We start from the raw sequence: 19,267 nt of genomic DNA, 5'->3' as shown, positions 1-19,267 counted from the left end.
GGATCTCACGACTCCCTCGGGCCGGCGTCCTTCCGGCCCCGCGACGGGCGTTCCGCCAGGGCGAGGAATTCGGCCAGGTGGATGGCCCTGGCCCGGGAGCGGACACGGCGCAGGCCCTGTTCGAGCTGGCGCAGACAGCCCGGGTTGACCGCCACGACGTAGTCCACGTCCGCCGCCTCCACCTCCTCCAGCTTCGGGTCCAGCACCTTCCTGCTGTCGGCCGGCCGCAGCATCGCGTACGTGCCGGCCGCGCCGCAGCACTTGCCCGCGCCGGGGAGTTCCACGTAGTCGGCGACCTCGGCGATCAGTTCCCTGGGCGGACGGGTCACGCCCAGGCCGTTGCGCAGGTGGCAGGAGTCCTGGAGCGCGGCCCGCGCCCTGCGGCCGTCGACCGTGACCTGTCCGGCCGGGCTGTGCCCCCGCTCGTCGAGGTACTCGCTCAGCTCCCGCACCCGGTCGCGGCCCAGGTGGTGCGCCAGGTGCGCGGCGCAGCCGCCCGCCGTGGTCAGGATGGTGCCGGGCAGCTGCTCGCCGAGCGTACGGGCGAGTTCCGCACCGGTCCGGGAGTCTCCGTTGTGCGCGTGCAGCGCGCCGCAGCAGCCCTGCGTGGCGGGCACGTCGGCCTCCGGGCACAACTGCCTCACGGCGCGCGAGACCTTGGGGTACAGCCCGCGTTCGACGCACCCCAGCATCAGGGACACGGGGCGCCCCGGCGCGGCCGCCGGGCCCGTGGCGGTCGACGCGTCCCCGGCGGTCGACGGGGCTGCGGCCGGCGCGGCCGGCCGCTCGGGTGTGTCCGCGGGGCGTTCGGACCCGGGTGCCGGTACGGGTGCGTCCGGCGCCGCCGTCCTGCCCGGGCCGCGGGCGTGGCGTCGTACGAGCCCCTGGAGTCGCAACAGGCCGGGCCGGGAGACCAGCGCCATCAGGGCCCGCGCGATCCAGGGCCGGCTCGGGCCGCTCCACTGGTGGTCGCGCCACTGCTCCAGCAACTGGCCGTACTCCACGCCCGCCGGGCACACCGTCTCGCACGCACGGCAGCCCAGGCAGAAGGACGACTCCTCGGCGAGCGTGGGGTCGTCGGGCGCCAGGTCGCCGGCCTCCAGGGCCCGCATCAGCGTGATGCGCCCGCGCGGGGAGGAGGTCTCCTCGCCGGTGAGCGCGTAGGTGGGGCAGGCGGGCAGACAGAAGCCGCAGGAGATGCAGCGGTCCAGCAGTTCCTTGTCGAAGATCCCGAGGCCCGGACCGGCGGCGGGGCCGGGCGGGACGGGGGCGGAGGGAGCCGCGGGGGCGGGCCCGCAGGCCCCTCCGGCGCACCCGGCACCGGAGGGGCCGCACGGCCCGGAGTGGTCCACGGCGTCGTGGTCGGTCATGATCCGAGCTTTCCGGGGTTGAGGATGCCTGCGGGGTCGAAGGCCTTCTTGATCCGGCGCAGCAGCGCGACCTGGTCGTCCCCGAGCCGGTCGGCCAGGTACGGCAACTTGGCGGCGCCCACGCCGTGTTCGCCGGTGATCGTGCCGTCCATGGCGATCGCGGCGGCGAAGATCTCGGCGAAGGCCCGGTGGGCGCGGTCGGCGCCCTCGCCGTCGTCGGGATCGAGCACGCAGGTGGGGTGCAGGTTGCCGTCCCCGGCATGGCCGAAAGTGGCGATCCGCAGGTCGTACGTGTCGGCGATCTTGTCGATGCGGTCGACCATCTCGGCCATGCGGTGCCGGGGCACCGTGGCGTCCTCGAGGATCGTCAGCGAGCCGAGCCGGGACAGGGCCGGCAGGGAGCAGCGGCGGGCGGCGAGCAGGGCGTCGGCGCGGGCCACGTCCTCGGCGAGCGTGACGTCCAGCGCCCCGTTCTCCCGGCAGACGTCGCCGATCCTGGCCAGGTTGCCCGCGACGTTCGCCGCCGAGCCGTCGTCGCCGAACAGCAGCAGCGCGCCGGCGTCCCGGCGCAGGCCGAGACCGGCGAACTCCTCCACGGCGTCGATGCACTTGCGGTCGAGGAACTCCAGGGTGGCCGGGACGATGCCGGAGGCGATGACGGCCGCCACCGCGCGGGAGGCCTCGGCGAGGGTGTCGAAGTACGCCACTCCCGTGCCGGTTTCGGCCGGCGCCGGGAGCAGGGCCAGGGTGGCCTCGGTGATCACCGCGAGGGTGCCCTCGGAGCCGGTGAGGAGCCGGGTCAGGTCGTAGCCGGCGACGTCCTTCCACAGCCGGCCGCCGGTGCGGATGACCTCGCCGGTGGGCAGGACCGCCTCGAGCCCGAGGACGTAGTTGCGGGTGACGCCGTACTTCAGGCCCCGCAGGCCCCCGGCGCAGGTTGCCACGTTGCCGCCGATGGTGGAGACGGTGCGGCTGCCCGGGTCGGGGGCGTAGAGCAGGCCCCGGGCGGCGGCCGCGTCGGCCAGGGTGGCGGTGGAGACACCGGTCTGCGCGCGGGCCAGCAGCTCGTCGGGACTGATCTCGAGCAGTTTGTTCAGGCGGGTCAGGACCAGGACGATGCCACCGGTCAGCGGGACGGTTCCGGCGCACAGGTTGGAGCCGGCGCCCCGCGGCACCACGGGGATGCCGCGGGCGGTGGCGTGGCGCAGGACCGCCGCGACCTCCTCGGTGCTGCCGGGCAGGACGACCGCCTGGGGCCGGGCGTGGAACAGCGGGGTGGCGTCGCGGGCGTAGGCGGCGAGGGCGCCGTCGTCGACGCGTACGTGCTCCTCCCCCACGATGGCGGCCAGGTCCCTGGCCAGTTCCGTACCGGGGGCCATCAGCGCACCACCATCCAGTCCAGGACCGGCGTCGACTGGAGGTAGACGAGCGCGCAGACCGCGACGAGCATGCCGAGGCCCCAGCCGACGACCTTGCGGAACAGTTCGCCCTCGCGGCCCTCGAGGCCGACGACGGCGGCAGCGATGGCCAGGTTCTGCGGGGAGATCATCTTGCCCAGCACCCCGCCGGTGGTGTTGGCCGCACCGAGGAGATAGGCGGAGATGCCGGTCTTCTCGGCAGCGGTGACCTGGAGCATGCCGAACAGGGAGTTGGAGGAGGTGTCGGAGCCGGTGACGGCCACACCGAGCCAGCCGACCACCGGGGAGAGCAGGGCGAACGCGCCGCCGGTCTGTGCCAGGAAGAGGCCCAGGGTGACGGTCTGGCCGGACAGGTTCATCACGTAGGCCAGGGCGAGCACCGCCATGACGGTGACGATCGTCCACCGGAACTGCCGGACCGTGTCGGCGTAGGCACCCGTGGTGCGCCGGACGCCGATGCCGTACAGCACGGCGGTGAGCACACCGGCCAGCAGCAGGATCGTTCCGCCCGCGTTGAAGACGTTGAGGTTGTAGGTGACGGAGGACAGCGGCTCGCCCTTGGCGTTGACGACGTCCAGACCGGGCCAGGAGAACTTCCAGCCGGAGTGCGCCTCCAGCCAGGTCTTGACCGGCCCGGCGGTGGCCACGGCGAAGAGCGCCACGACGATCAGGTACGGGGCGAAGGCCTTGAGCGCGGAGCCCTCGCCGGTCTGCCGACGCCGCAGCACGGCGTCCGACCGGTCGTCGGCGATGGACCCGCCGGCGATGATCGGGACCTGGCCCTGTGCGGCCAGCACCTCCCTGGGCTGCCAGACGCGCAGCATGCCCACGACGGCCAGGGCGCCCGCGAAGGCGGCCACGATGTCGGCGATCTCGTACGAGATGTAGTTGGCGCTGACGAACTGGGCGGCCGCGAAGGCGAATCCGCCGACCAGGGCGATCGGCCAGGTCTGCCGCACACCGCGCCGGCCGTCCACCATGAAGACGAGGACCAGCGGTACGAACAGGGCGAGCAGCGGGGTCTGGCGTCCGACCATGGCGCCGAGGTCGGCGGCGTCCATCCCGGTGATCTTGCCGAGGGTGGTGATCGGAACCGCGATGGCGCCGAAGGCGACCGGGGCGGTATTGGCGACGAGGGACACGGCGGCGGCCTTCATCGGCCGCAGGCCGACGGCCATCAGCATCACCGAGGAGACGGCGACCGGGGTGCCGAACCCGGCGAGCGCCTCGAGGAGCGCACCGAAGCAGAACGCGATGATCACGGCCTGGACCCGCTGGTCGCTCGAGAGCGATCCGAACGCCCGGCGCAGGACCGCGTCCCAGCCGGTGATCTCGGTCAGCTTGTAGATCCAGAGGGCGTTCAGCACGATGAAGATGATCGGGAACAGGCCGAACGCGGCGCCCTCGGTCGCGGCCAGCGCCGCCTGGCCCACGGGCATCGAGTAGGCGAGAACGGCCACTCCCAGGGCCACCGCCAGAGAGACCAGCGACGCCTTCCACGCCTTCCAGCGCAGTCCGCCCAGCAGCACGAAGAGCGTGATCAGGGGCAGCGCGGCGAAGAGCGCGCTCCATCCGAGGGATCCCCACACGGGGTCGAAGACCTGTTGATAAGCAGCCATGACGCGTCCTTGCCTCAAAGTCCGGTGTGCAGTGTGACCCCCGTCACTCCCACTCGCGGGATTGGTCGATTGTCAGACAACCGCACATGCCTGTCAATGGTTCGCGCAAGGGCGCGTGCGAGAATGGCGGTGTCCCCCACGGAGGTGTTCATGGCTCAGGACGCCGCCATCCGGCTGTCCACCGTCTCGGTCGTCGAGGCACTCGCCGCATCCCTGCGCGACCGTGTTCTGGACGGTCAGCTGCCACCGGGAACGACCTTCGCGGAGACCGAGATCGCGGCCGGCTACGGCGTCTCCCGGCCCACCGCCCGCAGCGCGGTGACCGCCCTGGTTCATGAGGGACTCCTGCACCGGGACGCCAACAAGCCCGCCTACGTGCCCCACCTCACGCGCGCCGACGTCGACGACCTGTTCCTGGTCCGCACCCCGCTGGAGACGCAGGTCGTCCGGGTGCTCGTCGAGCGCGGGACGGTACCCGTGACCGCCGCCGAGCGGGCCATCGCGGATCTGGACCGGCTGGGCCCCGACGCACCGCACAGCACCTTCGTCGAATCGGACCTGCGCTTCCACCAGTCGCTGGTGGACGCGGTCGGCAGCCCTCGGCTCAGCCGGCTCTACCGGGGCATCAAGGGCGAGATGCACCTGTGCATGGTGCAGACCCGGCACACGCTGGGCCGCGAGCGCATCGTCGCCGAGCACGGGGCGGTCCTGCAGGCCCTGCGCGCCGGCGACGCGGACGAGGCGGTCCACCGCATGCGGGCCCACCTCGACGGCGCGTGCACCTCACTGCAACAGCTCTTCGCCGACGCCGGGGCCTGACGGCCGGCCACGCACCGCCGCGAACCAACAGGTCGCGGGTCAGGACGGCCGGCCGCGTGCCGGACCCCGGCACCCGGAATGCATCAATGAGCCGTTGCGTACCCATGCGGCACTCGGTTCGACGAGCGCATGGCCGACCCGGCACCCGGCATCCATCGAGGACGTCATGAGGGAGACGCCGGCGCGCAGTGAGCAAGTACCGCACCGTCTTCCGGCCCGAGGCTCAGGCCGAGCGCCGCAAGGTCCCGCCCCGCATGGCTCTTGGCATTTCCCGAGCAGGCCGGCCGGGCTGGAGAGCGACTCGCCGGCACCGAGCCGGCGCGGGACCGGCCAGGGGGCCGGGCTCCACGAGCCCGGCCCCCTCTGACGGTGTGTTGACCACGCCGGCGACGTGGCGTCGGCTCATCCGCTCACACGTTGAAGCGGAACTCCACGACGTCCCCGTCCTGCATCACGTAGTCCTTGCCCTCCATGCGGGCCTTGCCCTTCGCACGGGCCTCGGCGACCGAGCCGGCCTCGACCAGGTCGGCGAAGGAGATCACCTCGGCCTTGATGAAACCCTTCTGGAAGTCCGTGTGGATGACGCCGGCGGCCTCGGGGGCGGTGGCGCCCCTCTTGATCGTCCAGGCGCGCGACTCCTTGGGGCCGGCCGTGAGGTAGGTCTGGAGGCCGAGAGTGTTGAAGCCGACGCGCGCGAGGGTGGCCAGGCCCGGCTCCTCGGCGCCGACCGACTCCAGCAGCTCCATCGCGTCCTCCTCGTCCAGCTCGGCGAGGTCCGCCTCCAGCTTGGCGTTGAGGAAGATCGCCTCGGCGGGGGCGACCAGGGCGCGCTGCTCGTTCTTGAAGTCCTCGTCGACCAGCTCGTCCTCGTCGACGTTGAAGACGTAGAGGAAGGGCTTGGTGGTGAGCAGGTGCAGGTCGTGCAGCGGCTCGGCGCGCTCGCTGCCCTGGACGATGCCGTGCGCGAAGAGCGTGTCGCCCTTCTCCAGGATCTCCTTCGCCTCCTCGACCGCCTTGACCTTCGGCGCGACGTCCTTCTTGATCCGGGACTCCTTCTGGAGGCGCGGCAGGACCTTCTCGATGGTCTGGAGGTCGGCGAGGATCAGCTCGGTGTTGATCGTCTCGATGTCGTCCTTGGGTGAGACCTTGCCGTCGACGTGTACGACGTTCTCGTCCTTGAAGGCGCGGATGACCTGGCAGATCGCGTCGGACTCACGGATGTTGGCCAGGAACTTGTTGCCCAGGCCCTCGCCCTCGGACGCGCCGCGCACGATGCCCGCGATGTCGACGAAGTCGACCGTGGCCGGGAGGATCCGCTGCGAGCCGAAGATCTCGGCCAGCTTGGCCAGACGGGCGTCGGGGACACCGACGACGCCGACGTTCGGCTCGATCGTGGCGAACGGGTAGTTGGCCGCCAGCACGTCGTTCTTGGTCAGGGCGTTGAACAGGGTCGACTTGCCGACATTCGGCAGACCGACGATTCCGATCGTGAGCGACACGTTGCGACTTCCCGTACGTGAGGTGGGGTGACGAGGACCCGCCCGACTGGGCTGCGTGGGCCGATCCACCAGTCTACGGCGTGCCCGCGCCCGCCCCGGCGACGCGTCGAACACCTGCCCCGTGCGACGTCCCGGCGTGTCGAACGGGCTATTCAGCACATAAACACACCTAAGTTGGTCGAGTGGAGCACTACACGAAGCGACCCGTCCCGTACGCAGCGCGACGCGACAAGCCCTCGAAACCCCCTCTGCCCCCGCAGGCGGGGCGCGGGGCCGGCGGCGGCGTCGCCCGCCCCGCCCGGCCGCCCGGCGCGGCTGCCCGGTCGTCGCGTGCACCGGCCGGCGCCGGCGCGCGGTCGGCGGTGAACACACCCGCCCGGCGGCGCCCGGCAGCCGAACGGCGGGGGTCCGCTCCCCCGGCCGTCCGACGGCTGCCGGACCCCCGGCTCACGGGACTGGGCAGCGGGCTGTTCTGCACGGCGGTGATGTTCGCGCTCGGCTGCCTGATCGCGCTGCTGTTCGGGGCCTCGCAGACGGCGTACGGGGTGCTGTTCCTGCCGGTGTGCGTCCTCACCGCGGTGTGGGTGCGCCGCGGGGACCTGCTGACCGCGCCGGTGGTCGTGCCGATCGCCTTCGCGGTGGGTCTGGTGCCGGTCGCCGACGGCAGCGAGGGCACCAGCGGCCGGCTGATGGGCCTGGTCACGGGCCTGGCCACCCAGGCGGGCTGGCTGTACGCGGGCACGCTCACCACCGGTGCGATCGTGATCGTCCGGCGGATCCGCATGATCTCCAGGCGCACGGCCAGGAACCGGGCCCAGGCCTGAGCCGACGCGGGCCCGTCCACACCCCGGCACGACACCGAAGCGCGGGCGGACCGGTGACCTCCGCCTCGATCAGCCCCGCCTCGCTCCTCCCGCCTTGCTCGCTGCCGGTCGGTCCGGTCGGAGGGACCGGCGATCCCGGTGGTGAGGGAGGTCGCGGGCACGGTCCCGGGTGGCACGATCCCCTGCTCGGCCACCAGGACGCCCGCCGTGCGTCCGGCTACCCCTCCGCCCCCGTCGCCGCCCGCATCGCCGCTCCGACGATGCCGGCGTTGTTCTGGAGCTGGGCCGGGACGATCTCGGCCTTGACGCCCTGGATGTGGGGGAGGAACTTTTGGGCCTTGCGGCTGACGCCGCCGCCGATCACGAACAGTTCGGGTGAGAACAGCATCTCCACGTGGGCCAGGTACTTCTGCACCCGCAGCGCCCACTCCTCCCACGACAGGTCGTGGTCCTCCCGCGCCTTGCTGGACGCGCGCTTCTCCGCGTCGTGACCGTGCAGTTCCAGGTGGCCCAGCTCGGTGTTGGGGACGAGGAGGCCGTCCACGAACAGGGCACTGCCGATGCCCGTGCCGAACGTCAGCAGGATCACCGTGCCCCGGCGGTGGCGGCCCGCGCCGAAGTGCATCTCCGCGACGCCCGCCGCGTCCGCGTCGTTGACCACGGTCACCGGCAGGCCGCCCAGCCGGTCGCCGAGCAGCACGCGCGCGTCGGTGTCGATCCAGCTCTTGTCGACGTTGGCCGCCGTGCGGATCGTGCTGCCGCCGGTGACCACACCGGGAAAGGTGATCCCGACCGGTCCGTTCCAGCCGAAGTGGTCGACGACCTGCTTCACGCCGTCGGCCACGGCGTCCGGCGTGGCCGGCTGGGGCGTGAGGACCTTGTGGCGCTCCTGCGCCAGGTCCCCCCGGTCCAGGTCGACCGGGGCGCCCTTGATCCCGGATCCGCCGATGTCCACGCCGAAGATCTGCATGGCCCTACGGTACGACGGACGACCGACGGCGCACGGTCACGGAGTGGATCGTCACCGCACCGCCACGCCCTACTCGGCGGAACCGGCCCCGGTGCCACCGCGCTGCGCCACCAGCGACGCCGCCTCCTCGCGCAGGTCGCGGCGCAGCTCCTTGGGCAGCGAGAAGGTGATGGACTCCTCCGCCGCCTTGACGATCTCCACGTCCTCGAAGCCCCGCCCGGACAGCCAGGCGAGCACCTGCTCGACCAGCACCTCCGGCACCGAGGCGCCCGAGGTCACGCCGACCGTGGAGACACCCTCGAGCCACGCCTCGTCGATCTCGTCGGCGAAGTCCACGAGGTACGCGGCGCGGGCACCCGCGAGCTTGGCGACCTCGACCAGCCGCTTGGAGTTGGAGGAGTTGCGGGAGCCGACCACGATCACCAGGTCGGACTCGGCGCCCATCTGCTTCACCGCGAGCTGACGGTTCTGCGTGGCATAGCAGATGTCGTCGCTGGGCGGGGAGAGGAGCTGGGGGAACTTCTCCTTCAGGGCGTCGACGGTCTCCATGGTCTCGTCGACCGACAGGGTGGTCTGGGACAGCCAGACGACCTTGGACGGGTCGCGCACCTCGACCTTGGCGACGTCCCCGGGGCCGTCGACCAGCTGGATGTGGTCGGGGGCCTCGCCGGAGGTACCGATGACCTCCTCGTGACCCTCGTGCCCGATCAGGAGGATGTCGTAGTCCTCGTTGGCGAAGCGGACCGCTTCCTTGTGCACCTTGGTGACCAGCGGGCAGGTCGCGTCGATCGTGGCGAGGCGGCCCTGCCTGGCCTCCTCGTGGACGACGGGGGCCACACCGTGCGCGGAGAACATGACGATGTTGCCCGGCGGCACCTCCTCCGTTCGTTCGACGAAGATCGCGCCCTTCTTCTCCAGGGTCTGCACGACGTACTTGTTGTGCACGATCTCGTGCCGGACGTAGACGGGGGCACCGTACTGTTCCAGGGCCTTCTCGACGGCGATCACGGCGCGGTCCACACCCGCGCAGTAGCCCCGGGGGGCGGCGAGCAGGACACGGCGGCCAGGCGAAGCAGTCATGCGAACCATCGTAAGGCCGGGCCGGGCCGGGCGATGATCGCCTCCGCGCGGGGCGCGCCCGCGCGGCACCGGCCGTTCGCACACCTGGGGGCCCGCCGGCCCGGTGTTGTCGGTGCGGCGCACTACGCTCGCGGCATGGCTGTCAACACGTCTGCGGAAACGCCCCTGCCCGTCGGTGAGGTGTCGCGGCTGATCGGAGGGTGGATCGACCGGCTCGGCGCGGTGTGGGTGGAGGGGCAGATCACCCAGCTGTCGCGGCGGCCCGGCGCCGGGGTGGTGTTCCTGACGCTGCGGGACCCCTCGTACGACATCTCCGTGGGCGTCACCTGCTACCGGCAGGTGTTCGACGCCGTGGCCGACGTGGTGAGCGAGGGCGCGCGGGTGGTGGTGCACGCCAAGCCCGAGTGGTACGCCCCGCGCGGGCAGCTGTCGCTGCGGGCCGCGGAGATAAGGCCGGTCGGGGTCGGGGAGCTGCTGGCGCGGCTCGAGCAGCTGAAGAAGTCGCTCGCGGGGGAGGGCCTGTTCGCGAGCGAGCGCAAGAAGCCGCTGCCGTTCCTGCCGCATCTGGTGGGGCTGGTGTGCGGGCGCGCCTCGGCGGCGGAGCGGGACGTCCTGGAGAACGCCCGGCACCGCTGGCCGGCCGTCCGCTTCGAGGTGCGCAACGTGGCGGTGCAGGGCGTGCACGCGGTGCCGCAGGTCGTGCAGGCCGTGAAGGAGCTGGACGCGATGGACGACGTGGACGTGATCGTCGTCGCGCGGGGCGGCGGCAGCGTGGAGGACCTGCTGCCCTTCTCCGACGAGCAGCTGGTGCGGACGGTGGCGGCCTGCCGGACGCCGGTGGTCTCCGCGATCGGACACGAGCCGGACACCCCGCTGCTGGACTACGTCGCCGACGTGCGTGCCTCCACGCCGACGGACGCCGCGAAGAAGATCGTGCCGGACGTCGGCGAGGAGTACGAGCGCGTGCGGCAACTGCGGGACCGGGCGCGGCGGTGCGTCCGGGCGCTCGTGGACCGGGAGGAGCGGGGGCTGGCCCATGCGCTGGCCCGGCCCGCGATGGAGGATCCGCACCGGATGATCGACGGTCGCGCCGAGGAGGTCACGTCGCTGCTGGAACGGGCCCGGCGCTGTCTGCGGCACCAGCTCGACCGCGCGGACTCCGAGCTGACGAACACGCACGCGCGCGTGGTCGCCCTCTCCCCCGCCGCGACCCTGAAGCGCGGTTACGCCGTGCTCCAGCGGGCCGACGGGCACGCCGTGCGCGCCCCGGGCGAGGTCGAGGCCGGCGAGGCGCTGCGGGCGCGGGTGTCCGAGGGCGAGTTCACTGTTCGAGTCGATGCGTAGGGTGGGTGGATGACCGGCAACGTGAAGGAATCCACGGAGACGACGGCCGAGGCCGAGGCGCTCGGGTACGAGCAGGCGCGGGACGAGCTGATCGAGGTCGTGCGGCGGCTGGAGGCGGGCGGTACGACGCTGGAGGAGTCCCTGGCACTGTGGGAACGCGGCGAGGAGCTCGCCAAGCTCTGCCGCCGCCGCCTGGACGGCGCCCGCGCCCGCCTGGACGCGGCCCTGGCGGAGGAGTCGGCGACGGGGGACGCGGAGTCCGGGTAGGCACGGGGACAGGGGCCACCGGGCGGCCGTCACTCCGTCCCGGTTCCGGCCCCGCGGGCGGGCGCTCGGCACCGACCGACCCCGGACGACTGCGGCACCGACCGGCCCGGCCCATGGACGCCCACGGCTCCGGCCACGCGGGCCGGCGCTCGGCACCGACCGACCCCGGACGACTGCGGCACCGACCGGCCCGGCCCATGGACGCCCACGGCTCCGGCCCGGCGCCCACCCCGCGGGCCCCACGGCACGATCCGACCCGACTCCCACGCGGCCGTCACTCCCACACGCACCGACCGACCCCCGACGACTGCGGCACCGACCGGCCCGGCCCTTGGACGCCCACGGCTCCGGCCCGGCGCCCACCCCGCGGGCCCCACGGCACGATCCGACTCGACTCCCACGCGGCCGTCACTCCCACACGCACCGACCGACCCCGGGCGACTGCGGCACCGACCCGGCACCTCCGCCCGACTCCGCGGGCGGGCGCTCCGGTAGGGCGGCGGTCGGTGCGGCGTCCCGGCGTCTGGGCGGGGTGCTGCTCAGGCGCGGTCAGCGGCGGTGCGGCGAGCCGGTCTCCGCATGCGGAGGGAGCGGCGCCACGGCCGAGCCCCAGCGCCTTCGGGCCATGCCCTCTGCATACGCGAGTGCGCGCACGTCGAGTCCGGCGCCGCACGTCGAGCCCGGCACCGCGCGCGGCCGGCCCCGGTTCGATCCCCGCCTCGGCGGGCGCCCGGGCAGGCGCAGGCGGGGGGACCGGAGCGGCGCGGGACCAGGCCGCCCCGCGGTCACTCCGTGCGCAGTGACTGCGCCATCTTCGTCAGCGTGCCGAAGGACGCCGAGCCGGTCACCACCGTGGTGGAGCCCTCGGTGCCCTCCAGCACCAGGGCGTCGTAGCGCTCGCCCTCGTAGCGGGTCCAGGTACGGCCGTCGATCTGCTGTGTCGCCCCCGTGTTCTCCGCGCCCTGGGTCACGTCGTCTATGAACGCCATCCGCTTGGCCGCGGACTGCTCGAGGGCCACGTACTCCCCCGCGCTGGTGTGGTAGCCGAGGTGCCAGGCATCGGACTCCTCGCCCTGGAAGCGGACCGAGGTGGGCTTCCAGGACCGGGGCAGGCCCTCGGGCGCGGCCACCGGGTAGGCGGCGGCACGCCGGGCCGTGAGCAGCTCGACCCGGTAGTCGACCCGCCTGATCTCCGGCTCGCTGTCGTCGTGCGGGATGAAGAGCCAGACCACCCCTGCGGCGAGCCCGACGAGGACCAGGGAGAGGATCATGTCCCGGGCCGACTTCCGCATGCTGTTGCTTCCTGCCACGCCCCCTATCGTCGCAGGTCCCTGCTGCGCTCATCCGTGGGGGCCACTGCTCATTTTGTCTGCCTAACGATAGAGTCGTGCCCACACCCTCATCCGGCCGTCGTCGTACAGAAAGGTGCGCTCCGATGACCGAGCATCATCATCTGCCGTCCGAGCTCGATGTGCCCTCCGAGGCACCCGACCGCAACCTCGCCCTCGAGCTGGTCCGGGTGACCGAGGCCGCGGCGATGGCCGCCGGCCGCTGGGTCGGGCGCGGGGACAAGAACGGCGCCGACGGTGCCGCGGTGCGCGCCATGCGGACCCTCGTCTCGACCGTCTCGATGAACGGCGTCGTCGTCATCGGCGAGGGCGAGAAGGACGAGGCCCCGATGCTCTTCAACGGGGAGCGCGTGGGCGACGGTACCGGGCCCGAGTGCGACATCGCCGTCGACCCGATCGACGGCACCACGCTGACCGCCAAGGGCATGACCAACGCCATCGCCGTGCTGGCCGCCGCCGAGCGCGGGTCGATGTTCGACCCGTCGGCCGTGTTCTACATGGACAAGCTGGTCACCGGCCCGGAGGCCGCCGACTTCGTCGACATCAACGCTCCGGTGTCGGTGAACATCCGCCGGGTCGCCAAGGCCAAGCGGGTCACCCCCGAGGACGTCACGGTGGTGATCCTCGACCGGCCGCGGCACGAGGGCATCATCAAGGAGATCCGCGAGACCGGTGCCCGCATCAAGCTCATCACCGACGGTGACGTGGCCGGCTCGATCCTCGCCCTGCGCGAGGGCACCGGCATCGACCTGCTGCTCGGCATCGGCGGCACCCCCGAGGGCATCATCTCGGCCTGTGCCGTGAAGTGCCTGGGCGGCACCATCCAGGGCAAGCTGTGGCCGAAGGACGACGAGGAGCGCCGGCGGGCGATCGACGCCGGCCACGACCTCGACCGCGTGCTGACCACGGACGACCTGGTCTCCGGCGACAACGTGTTCTTCGTGGCCACCGGCATCACCGACGGCGAGCTGCTGCGCGGCGTGCGCTACCGCTCCGAGACGGCCACGACCGACTCGATCGTGATGCGGTCCAAGTCGGGCACGGTCCGCCGGATCGACTCCGAGCACCGCCTGAGCAAGCTGCGCGCCTACAGCGCGATCGACTTCGACCGGGCCAAGTGACCTCGGCGGTCGCGCGGTAGCGCCACGGCGCCGGGACGGTACGGACCGTCCAGGGCGCCGAAAGGGCGCCCCCTGTGCGGAGGGGGCGCCCTTTCGCGTGTCCGGGGGCGGTGTCAGCCGGCCGCCGCGACGGGTCCGGTGGCACGGGCCGTCTTCTTCAGCTCCATCTCGCGGCGCCGGCGCCGGGCCAGCACCACACGGCGCTCGGCCGCCGTCAGGCCGCCCCAGACGCCATAGGGCTCGGGCTGGAGGAGAGCGTGCTCACGGCACTCGACCATCACCGGACAGCGTGCACAGACCCGCTTGGCCGCCTCCTCGCGGGAGAGCCGGGCTGCGGTGGGTTCCTTCGAGGGTGCGAAGAACAGGCCGGCCTCGTCACGACGGCACACCGCCTCGGTGTGCCAGGGGGCGTCTTGGTCCCTGTCGCGCGCCGGCACCCGCTGAACCGGAACGGCAGCTACCTGCAGGGACGAACGCGGCGGTTGCAGCACGGTCTACTCCTGACGACGGCTTCGCGAGCGAGAGACGATGCGTCAAGGCCTACCCGCTGTACGCGCGCCTATGCACTGAGTCCCCAACCGCCGTTCGCGGCAACCCACTTCGGCAGCCGCGGACCGGACCCGCGACGGACCCGCCGACTCCGTTTCACCGTGGGTTCACGCGGGTTCGCAGGCGTCAACGGTCCAGGCGCTTGCGCAAACCCCCGTCGACGGAGCGCTGCACCCGGTCGAGGATGTCCGCGACCAGCCTGCCGCGGCGGGGCCGCGCCTCGATGCTGCCGAGCACCGCCCAGCCGTCCACGTAGACGACCGGGGCCTCGGGGTCGTCGGCGTCGAGGGTGTCCACCTCGAAGCTGCCGAGCACGCCGCCGCCCATGCCGCGCAGCGACACGTTCTCCGGGACGCGGATCTCGACGCTGCCGCAGACGGAGAAGGCCTTGACCACGACCTGCTGGTGGTCGAAGAGGGCCTCACTGAGGTCGATCTCCACGCTGCCGAAGACCGCGTACGCGTGGATCCGGCGCCCGGCCCGCCGGCGGCCCTTGCGGACCGCGGCGCTGAAGACCGCGACCACGTTGTCGTCGGGGTCGACGGGAACGGTGCCGGCGGCGGGGCGACCGGGCACCGGGGCAGGGGCCGCCGCACGACGACGCTCGTGAGCGGCCGGCAGGTCCCGGACGAAGGCGTCCAGCTCGCCCACCGTCCTCGCGGCCAGCACGCCCTCGACCCGCTCGGCGTGCTCGTCGGCGGTCAGGCGGCCTTCGGCGAGGGCGTCGCGCAGGAGGTCGGCGATGCGGTCACGGTCGGCGTCCGAGGCCCGCAGCTCGGCGGCCGGAGCCGCCCCGTCGCGCTGCTGGGCGTGCTTCTGAAGGTCCACGGCAGCAGCGTACCCAAACGCGATAGATCGCGACTACCCCTCGACGCGCTTCGCCGGAGAACCACTGAGGACAACCTCACAGGTGCCCGCCCGGCCCCAGGTTCTACGCTGGGGGCGCCCGCCAACGTCGGCGGGCGGCCGTCTGTCGAGTGAGGAATGGGCGAGATGCCTGAGTTCGAGTACGCCGATCTGCTCCCCATGGGAGAGGACACCACCCCCTACCGGCTGGTGACCTCCGAAGGTGTCTCCACCTTCGAGGCCGACGGGCGGACCTTCCTCAAGGTGGAGCCGGAGGCGCTGCGCAAGCTCGCCGAGGAGGCCATCCACGACATCCAGCACTATCTGCGCCCCGCCCACCTCGCCCAGCTGCGCCGGATCATCGACGACCCGGAGGCCAGCGCCAACGACAAGTTCGTCGCCCTGGACCTGCTGAAGAACGCGAACATCGCGGCGGCCGGCGTGCTGCCCATGTGCCAGGACACCGGCACGGCGATCGTCATGGGCAAGCGCGGCCAGAACGTGCTGACCGAGGGCAGGGACGAGGAGGCCCTGTCCCGGGGCATCTACGACGCATACACCCGGCTGAACCTGCGCTACTCGCAGATGGCTCCCCTCACCATGTGGGAGGAGAAGAACACCGGCACCAACCTCCCCGCCCAGATCGAGCTGTACGCCACCGACGGCGGCGCCTACAAGTTCCTGTTCATGGCCAAGGGCGGCGGCTCGGCCAACAAGAGCTTCCTCTACCAGGAGACCAAGGCGGTCCTGAACGAGTCCTCCATGATGAAGTTCCTGGAGGAGAAGATCCGCTCGCTGGGCACGGCCGCCTGCCCGCCGTACCACCTGGCGATCGTCGTCGGCGGCACGTCGGCCGAGTACGCGCTGAAGACCGCGAAGTACGCCTCCGCCCACTACCTGGACACCATGCCGACCGAGGGCTCGCCGCTCGGCCACGGCTTCCGGGACGAGGAGCTGGAGCAGAAGGTCTTCGAGCTCACGCAGAAGATCGGCATCGGCGCGCAGTTCGGCGGCAAGTACTTCTGCCACGACGTCCGCGTGATCCGCCTCCCGCGGCACGGCGCGTCCTGCCCGGTCGCCATCGCCGTGTCCTGCTCCGCCGACCGCCAGGCCGTCGCGAAGATCACCGCCGAGGGCGTGTTCCTGGAGCAGCTGGAGCGGGACCCGGCGCGGTTCCTGCCCGACACCACGGACGAGCACCTGGACGAGTCGGGCGACGTCGTGAAGATCGACCTGAACCAGCCGATGGAGACGATCCTCGCCGAGCTGACCAAGTACCCGGTCAAGACGCGGCTGTCCCTCACCGGCCCGCTGGTCGTGGCGCGCGACATCGCGCACGCCAAGATCAAGGAGCGGCTGGACGCCGGCGAGGAGATGCCGCAGTACCTGAAGGACCACCCGGTGTACTACGCCGGCCCGGCCAAGACGCCCGAGGGCTACGCGTCCGGCTCCTTCGGCCCCACCACGGCGGGCCGCATGGACTCCTACGTCGAGCAGTTCCAGGCGGCGGGCGGCTCCAAGGTGATGCTGGCCAAGGGCAACCGCAGCAAGCAGGTCACCGACGCGTGCGCGACGCACGGCGGTTTCTACCTCGGCTCGATCGGCGGCCCGGCCGCCCGGCTCGCCCAGGACTGCATCAAGAAGGTCGAGGTCGTCGAGTACGAGGAGCTCGGCATGGAGGCCGTCTGGAAGATCGAGGTCGAGGACTTCCCGGCGTTCATCGTGGTCGACGACAAGGGCAACGACTTCTTCCAGGACCCGGCCCCTCAGCCCACGTTCACGTCGATCCCGGTCCGGGGTCCCGGCCTGTCCTGAGCCACCCCAGCTCCCCACGAAAATGATCCTCGCCTGCCGTGCGAGGAGGCCGCAGCGCGTACCGGTGCCTCCCCGCACCCGGGGAGCGGCGCATGACGTGACCATGTGGCTCCGAGGAACCATGTATCACGACAGCCGTGTTGAGCCTGGTGGTTGAGTCAGCGGGTTTCTGGTCATGGGATGCCCTGGCCGCGGTGGGCACCTGGGCCGCGATCGTGGCGACGGTGTGCATCGGATGGCTGGGGAGTTGCGAAGCGAGGGCGGAGGCCCCGGACGAGTTCCGGGGCTTTCGTGTGTGTTCAGGGCAGCGTGGCAGCGCGGTTCCGCCCACGGCCACCGCGGAAGGCGGGGTCAGCAGCCCCCTTTGCCGCGCGGACGCCGACTGAGCCGATCGCGCGCCGCAGCCGGTCCGGTTCGCCCCGGGCGCCGAGTCCGTCGAGGATCACGCCCTGGGCGGGCTCGGACCCGCTCCCGGCTCCCCTGGGCGAAGCGCCGGTAGACCGTGGCTGGGGTATCACCCCGCGACCGTTCCCACCGTCCGGGTGGGCGGTCCGGCTCCGAATCCACCGCCCCGTCCCGCAGTTCATCTCCGCGTTCCCGCGCCCGCCGTCCTGACGCCCTGCCGCCCCCTTCGCCCCACCGTCGTGACGCCCCGCTGCCCCCTTCGCCCCGCTGCCCCCTTCGCCCCGCCGTCGCCCGCCACCCCGCTCCCCGCTCCCTCCGGCGTCCGGATTGCGGACGGCATGAGCGGTCTTCGGACAACCGGCCCGCGCGGGCGTCGATTCCGTTGACGCGCTCAACAATCGCTGTGACCCTTCCTCTCGGCATGAACATGCCATTGGCGCACCCCACCGCCACTCCCCGAGGAGACAAGGTGAAACGAAGACTCGCCATGGCGAGCCTCTCCCTCGCCGTCGTGCTCGGCGTCGCGACGCCCACCGCCATCGCGGCCGACGCGACGCCCGCCCAGCGGACACAGCACCGCACCGCCGAGTACACCACCGCCGCGAGCGCGGCACCCGACGTCGACGTGACCAAGGTGAAGGCGCACCTGAACGAACTCAGCGCCATCGCCGGCCGCAACGGCGGCAACCGCCGCTCCACCGGCCAGGGCTACCGCGACTCGGTCGCCTACGTGAAGGGCAAGCTGCAGGCGGCCGGTTACACCGTGACCGAGCAGCCCTGCACCTCCGGCTGCACCAGCGGCGCCGGCCCCAACCTGATCGCCGAGTGGCCGCACGGCGACACCGCCAACGTCTACATGTTCGGCGCCCACCTCGACAGCGTCTCGGCGGGCCCCGGCATGAACGACAACGGCTCCGGCTCGGCCGCCCTGCTGGAGACCGCCCTGACCCTGGCGCAGCAGAACCCCACCCTGCGCAACCGGGTCCGCTTCGGCTGGTGGACCGACGAGGAGCAGGGCCTCAACGGCTCCGACTTCTACGTCCGTTCGCTGTCCTCCACCGAACGGTCCAGGATCAGGGCGTACTACAACTTCGACATGATCGCCTCCACCAACGGCGGTTACTTCATCAACCACATCACCTCGTCGGCCGCCGCGCCGATGAAGGCGTACTGGGACTCGCTGGGCCTGCAGCCCGAGGAGAACACCGAGGGCGCCGGACGCAGCGACGACTACTCCTTCGAGCAGTACGGCATCGCCACCTCCGGCTACGCGATGGGGGCCAGCGCCCGCAAGACCTCCGCACAGGCCGCGAAGTGGGGCGGGACGGCCGGGTCCGCCTACGACCCCTGCTACCACCGCTCCTGCGACACCCTCACCAACATCAACACCACGGGTCTGGACCGCGCGTCCGACGGCATCGCCCACACGCTGTGGCAGCAGGCCGTGGGGACCGGCACCGGCGGGTGCGACACGCGCGACGTCATGGTCAACGGCGGTTTCGAGAACGGCACCTCGCCGTGGACCGGGGACACCGGGTCCATCGGCGCCCAGGCGGGCCAGTCCGCCCACACCGGCACCCGGTTCGCCTGGCTCGGCGGCTACGGCTCCACCCGCACCGAGACGATCAACCAGACGGTGACCGTCCCGTCCGGGTGCGCCAGGGTGACGCTGGGCTACTGGCTGCACATCGACACAGCCGAGTCCGGCTCGACGCCCTACGACACGTTCAAGGTGAAGGTGGACGGCAGCACGCTCACCACGCTGAGCAACGCCGACGCCCGCAGCGGCTACGTCCAGCGCTCCGTCGACCTGACGGCGTACGCCGGCCGGCAGGTGACGGTGACGTTCACCGCGGCCGAGGACTCCTCGCTGCAGACCAGCTTCGTCGTCGACGACGTGACCCTGCAGGGCGCCTGACCGCCCCGGCCGCCTCCCCCCACGGGCGCCCCGCCCCGCCGTGTTCCCTGCGGC

The 19,267-nt window shown here is 72.2% G+C and carries 16 protein-coding genes; 7 read left to right on the top strand and 9 right to left on the bottom strand.

Annotation, left to right across the window (positions count from 1 at the left end):
- Positions 1-5: 5 nt before the first annotated feature.
- The 3 genes from ACFYOV_RS13855 to ACFYOV_RS13845 are packed head-to-tail and all read right to left on the bottom strand — an operon-like array spanning position 6 to position 4,407.
- On the bottom strand, positions 6-1,370 hold the full coding sequence (locus ACFYOV_RS13855) for a (Fe-S)-binding protein (protein ID WP_389086839.1): 1,365 nt from the start codon (positions 1,368-1,370) through the stop codon (positions 6-8).
- Positions 1,367-2,749 carry an FAD-binding oxidoreductase gene (locus ACFYOV_RS13850; RefSeq protein ID WP_389086837.1) on the bottom strand — a complete coding sequence of 461 codons (1,383 nt, stop codon included), beginning with the start codon at positions 2,747-2,749 and terminating at the stop codon, positions 1,367-1,369. Before ACFYOV_RS13850 ends, ACFYOV_RS13855 begins: the two co-directional genes overlap by 4 nt.
- Positions 2,749-4,407, bottom strand: a complete 1,659-nt coding sequence (locus ACFYOV_RS13845; protein WP_389086835.1) for an L-lactate permease — start codon at positions 4,405-4,407, stop codon at positions 2,749-2,751. The genes ACFYOV_RS13850 and ACFYOV_RS13845 overlap by 1 nt, the downstream gene beginning before the upstream one ends.
- A 150-nt stretch (positions 4,408-4,557) precedes the next feature.
- Between ACFYOV_RS13845 and ACFYOV_RS13840 the strand changes: the two genes are divergently transcribed.
- Entirely contained in the window at positions 4,558-5,226 is a 669-nt protein-coding gene (locus ACFYOV_RS13840; RefSeq protein ID WP_389086832.1) for a GntR family transcriptional regulator, read from the top strand.
- Positions 5,227-5,636: 410 nt separating this feature from the next.
- Here ACFYOV_RS13840 and ychF read toward each other — a convergent pair whose 3' ends face one another.
- Entirely contained in the window at positions 5,637-6,725 is a 1,089-nt protein-coding gene (gene ychF, locus ACFYOV_RS13835) for a redox-regulated ATPase YchF (RefSeq protein ID WP_389086830.1), read from the bottom strand.
- Positions 6,726-6,907: 182 nt separating this feature from the next.
- Here ychF and ACFYOV_RS13830 point away from each other — a divergent pair, with 182 nt between their 5' ends.
- The gene (locus tag ACFYOV_RS13830; protein ID WP_389086827.1) at positions 6,908-7,549 is read left to right on the top strand and encodes a DUF6542 domain-containing protein; all 642 of its coding nucleotides are present in this window, start codon (positions 6,908-6,910) and stop codon (positions 7,547-7,549) included.
- 217 nt (positions 7,550-7,766) lie between these two features.
- Here ACFYOV_RS13830 and ppgK read toward each other — a convergent pair whose 3' ends face one another.
- Both ppgK and ACFYOV_RS13820 read right to left on the bottom strand, forming a co-directional pair.
- Positions 7,767-8,519, bottom strand: a complete 753-nt coding sequence (gene ppgK, locus ACFYOV_RS13825; protein ID WP_389086825.1) for a polyphosphate--glucose phosphotransferase — start codon at positions 8,517-8,519, stop codon at positions 7,767-7,769.
- Between the two features lie 69 nt (positions 8,520-8,588).
- Positions 8,589-9,608, bottom strand: coding sequence for a 4-hydroxy-3-methylbut-2-enyl diphosphate reductase (locus ACFYOV_RS13820; protein ID WP_389086822.1), 1,020 nt, complete (start codon positions 9,606-9,608; stop codon positions 8,589-8,591).
- 126 nt (positions 9,609-9,734) lie between these two features.
- On the opposite strand from ACFYOV_RS13820, the gene xseA reads away from it, so the two are divergent.
- Together xseA and ACFYOV_RS13810 are read left to right on the top strand one after the other, a co-directional pair.
- A complete protein-coding gene (xseA, locus tag ACFYOV_RS13815; protein WP_389086820.1) occupies positions 9,735-10,943 on the top strand; it encodes an exodeoxyribonuclease VII large subunit in 1,209 nt (402 codons plus the stop codon).
- Between the two features lie 9 nt (positions 10,944-10,952).
- Positions 10,953-11,210 (top strand): exodeoxyribonuclease VII small subunit, encoded by a 258-nt coding sequence (locus tag ACFYOV_RS13810; protein ID WP_389086818.1) that lies wholly within the window; start codon positions 10,953-10,955, stop codon positions 11,208-11,210.
- A gap of 785 nt (positions 11,211-11,995) precedes the next feature.
- On the opposite strand, the gene ACFYOV_RS13805 is transcribed toward ACFYOV_RS13810, so the two are convergent.
- Positions 11,996-12,520 (bottom strand): DUF4245 domain-containing protein, encoded by a 525-nt coding sequence (locus tag ACFYOV_RS13805; RefSeq protein WP_389086815.1) that lies wholly within the window; start codon positions 12,518-12,520, stop codon positions 11,996-11,998.
- A gap of 125 nt (positions 12,521-12,645) precedes the next feature.
- Between ACFYOV_RS13805 and glpX the strand changes: the two genes are divergently transcribed.
- Positions 12,646-13,680, top strand: a complete 1,035-nt coding sequence (gene glpX / locus ACFYOV_RS13800; protein WP_389086813.1) for a class II fructose-bisphosphatase — start codon at positions 12,646-12,648, stop codon at positions 13,678-13,680.
- A gap of 113 nt (positions 13,681-13,793) precedes the next feature.
- Here glpX and ACFYOV_RS13795 read toward each other — a convergent pair whose 3' ends face one another.
- Together ACFYOV_RS13795 and ACFYOV_RS13790 are read right to left on the bottom strand one after the other, a co-directional pair.
- Complete coding sequence (locus ACFYOV_RS13795; RefSeq protein ID WP_389086810.1) at positions 13,794-14,171, bottom strand: WhiB family transcriptional regulator; 378 nt, start codon at positions 14,169-14,171, stop codon at positions 13,794-13,796.
- 184 nt (positions 14,172-14,355) lie between these two features.
- Positions 14,356-15,057, bottom strand: a complete 702-nt coding sequence (locus ACFYOV_RS13790; RefSeq protein WP_389086809.1) for a DUF1707 domain-containing protein — start codon at positions 15,055-15,057, stop codon at positions 14,356-14,358.
- A gap of 165 nt (positions 15,058-15,222) precedes the next feature.
- Here ACFYOV_RS13790 and ACFYOV_RS13785 point away from each other — a divergent pair, with 165 nt between their 5' ends.
- Positions 15,223-16,890 (top strand): fumarate hydratase, encoded by a 1,668-nt coding sequence (locus ACFYOV_RS13785; RefSeq protein WP_389086807.1) that lies wholly within the window; start codon positions 15,223-15,225, stop codon positions 16,888-16,890.
- 892 nt (positions 16,891-17,782) lie between these two features.
- On the top strand, positions 17,783-19,213 hold the full coding sequence (locus ACFYOV_RS13780) for a M28 family peptidase (RefSeq protein WP_389087109.1): 1,431 nt from the start codon (positions 17,783-17,785) through the stop codon (positions 19,211-19,213).
- Positions 19,214-19,267: the final 54 nt, after the last annotated feature.

It is taken from the genome of Streptomyces sp. NPDC005931 (genome assembly GCF_042871235.1).
Lineage (GTDB): Bacteria > Actinomycetota > Actinomycetes > Streptomycetales > Streptomycetaceae > Streptomyces.
The sequence above is the reverse complement of the archived record's forward strand: the minus strand, read 5'-3'. Positions and strand labels throughout refer to the sequence as shown.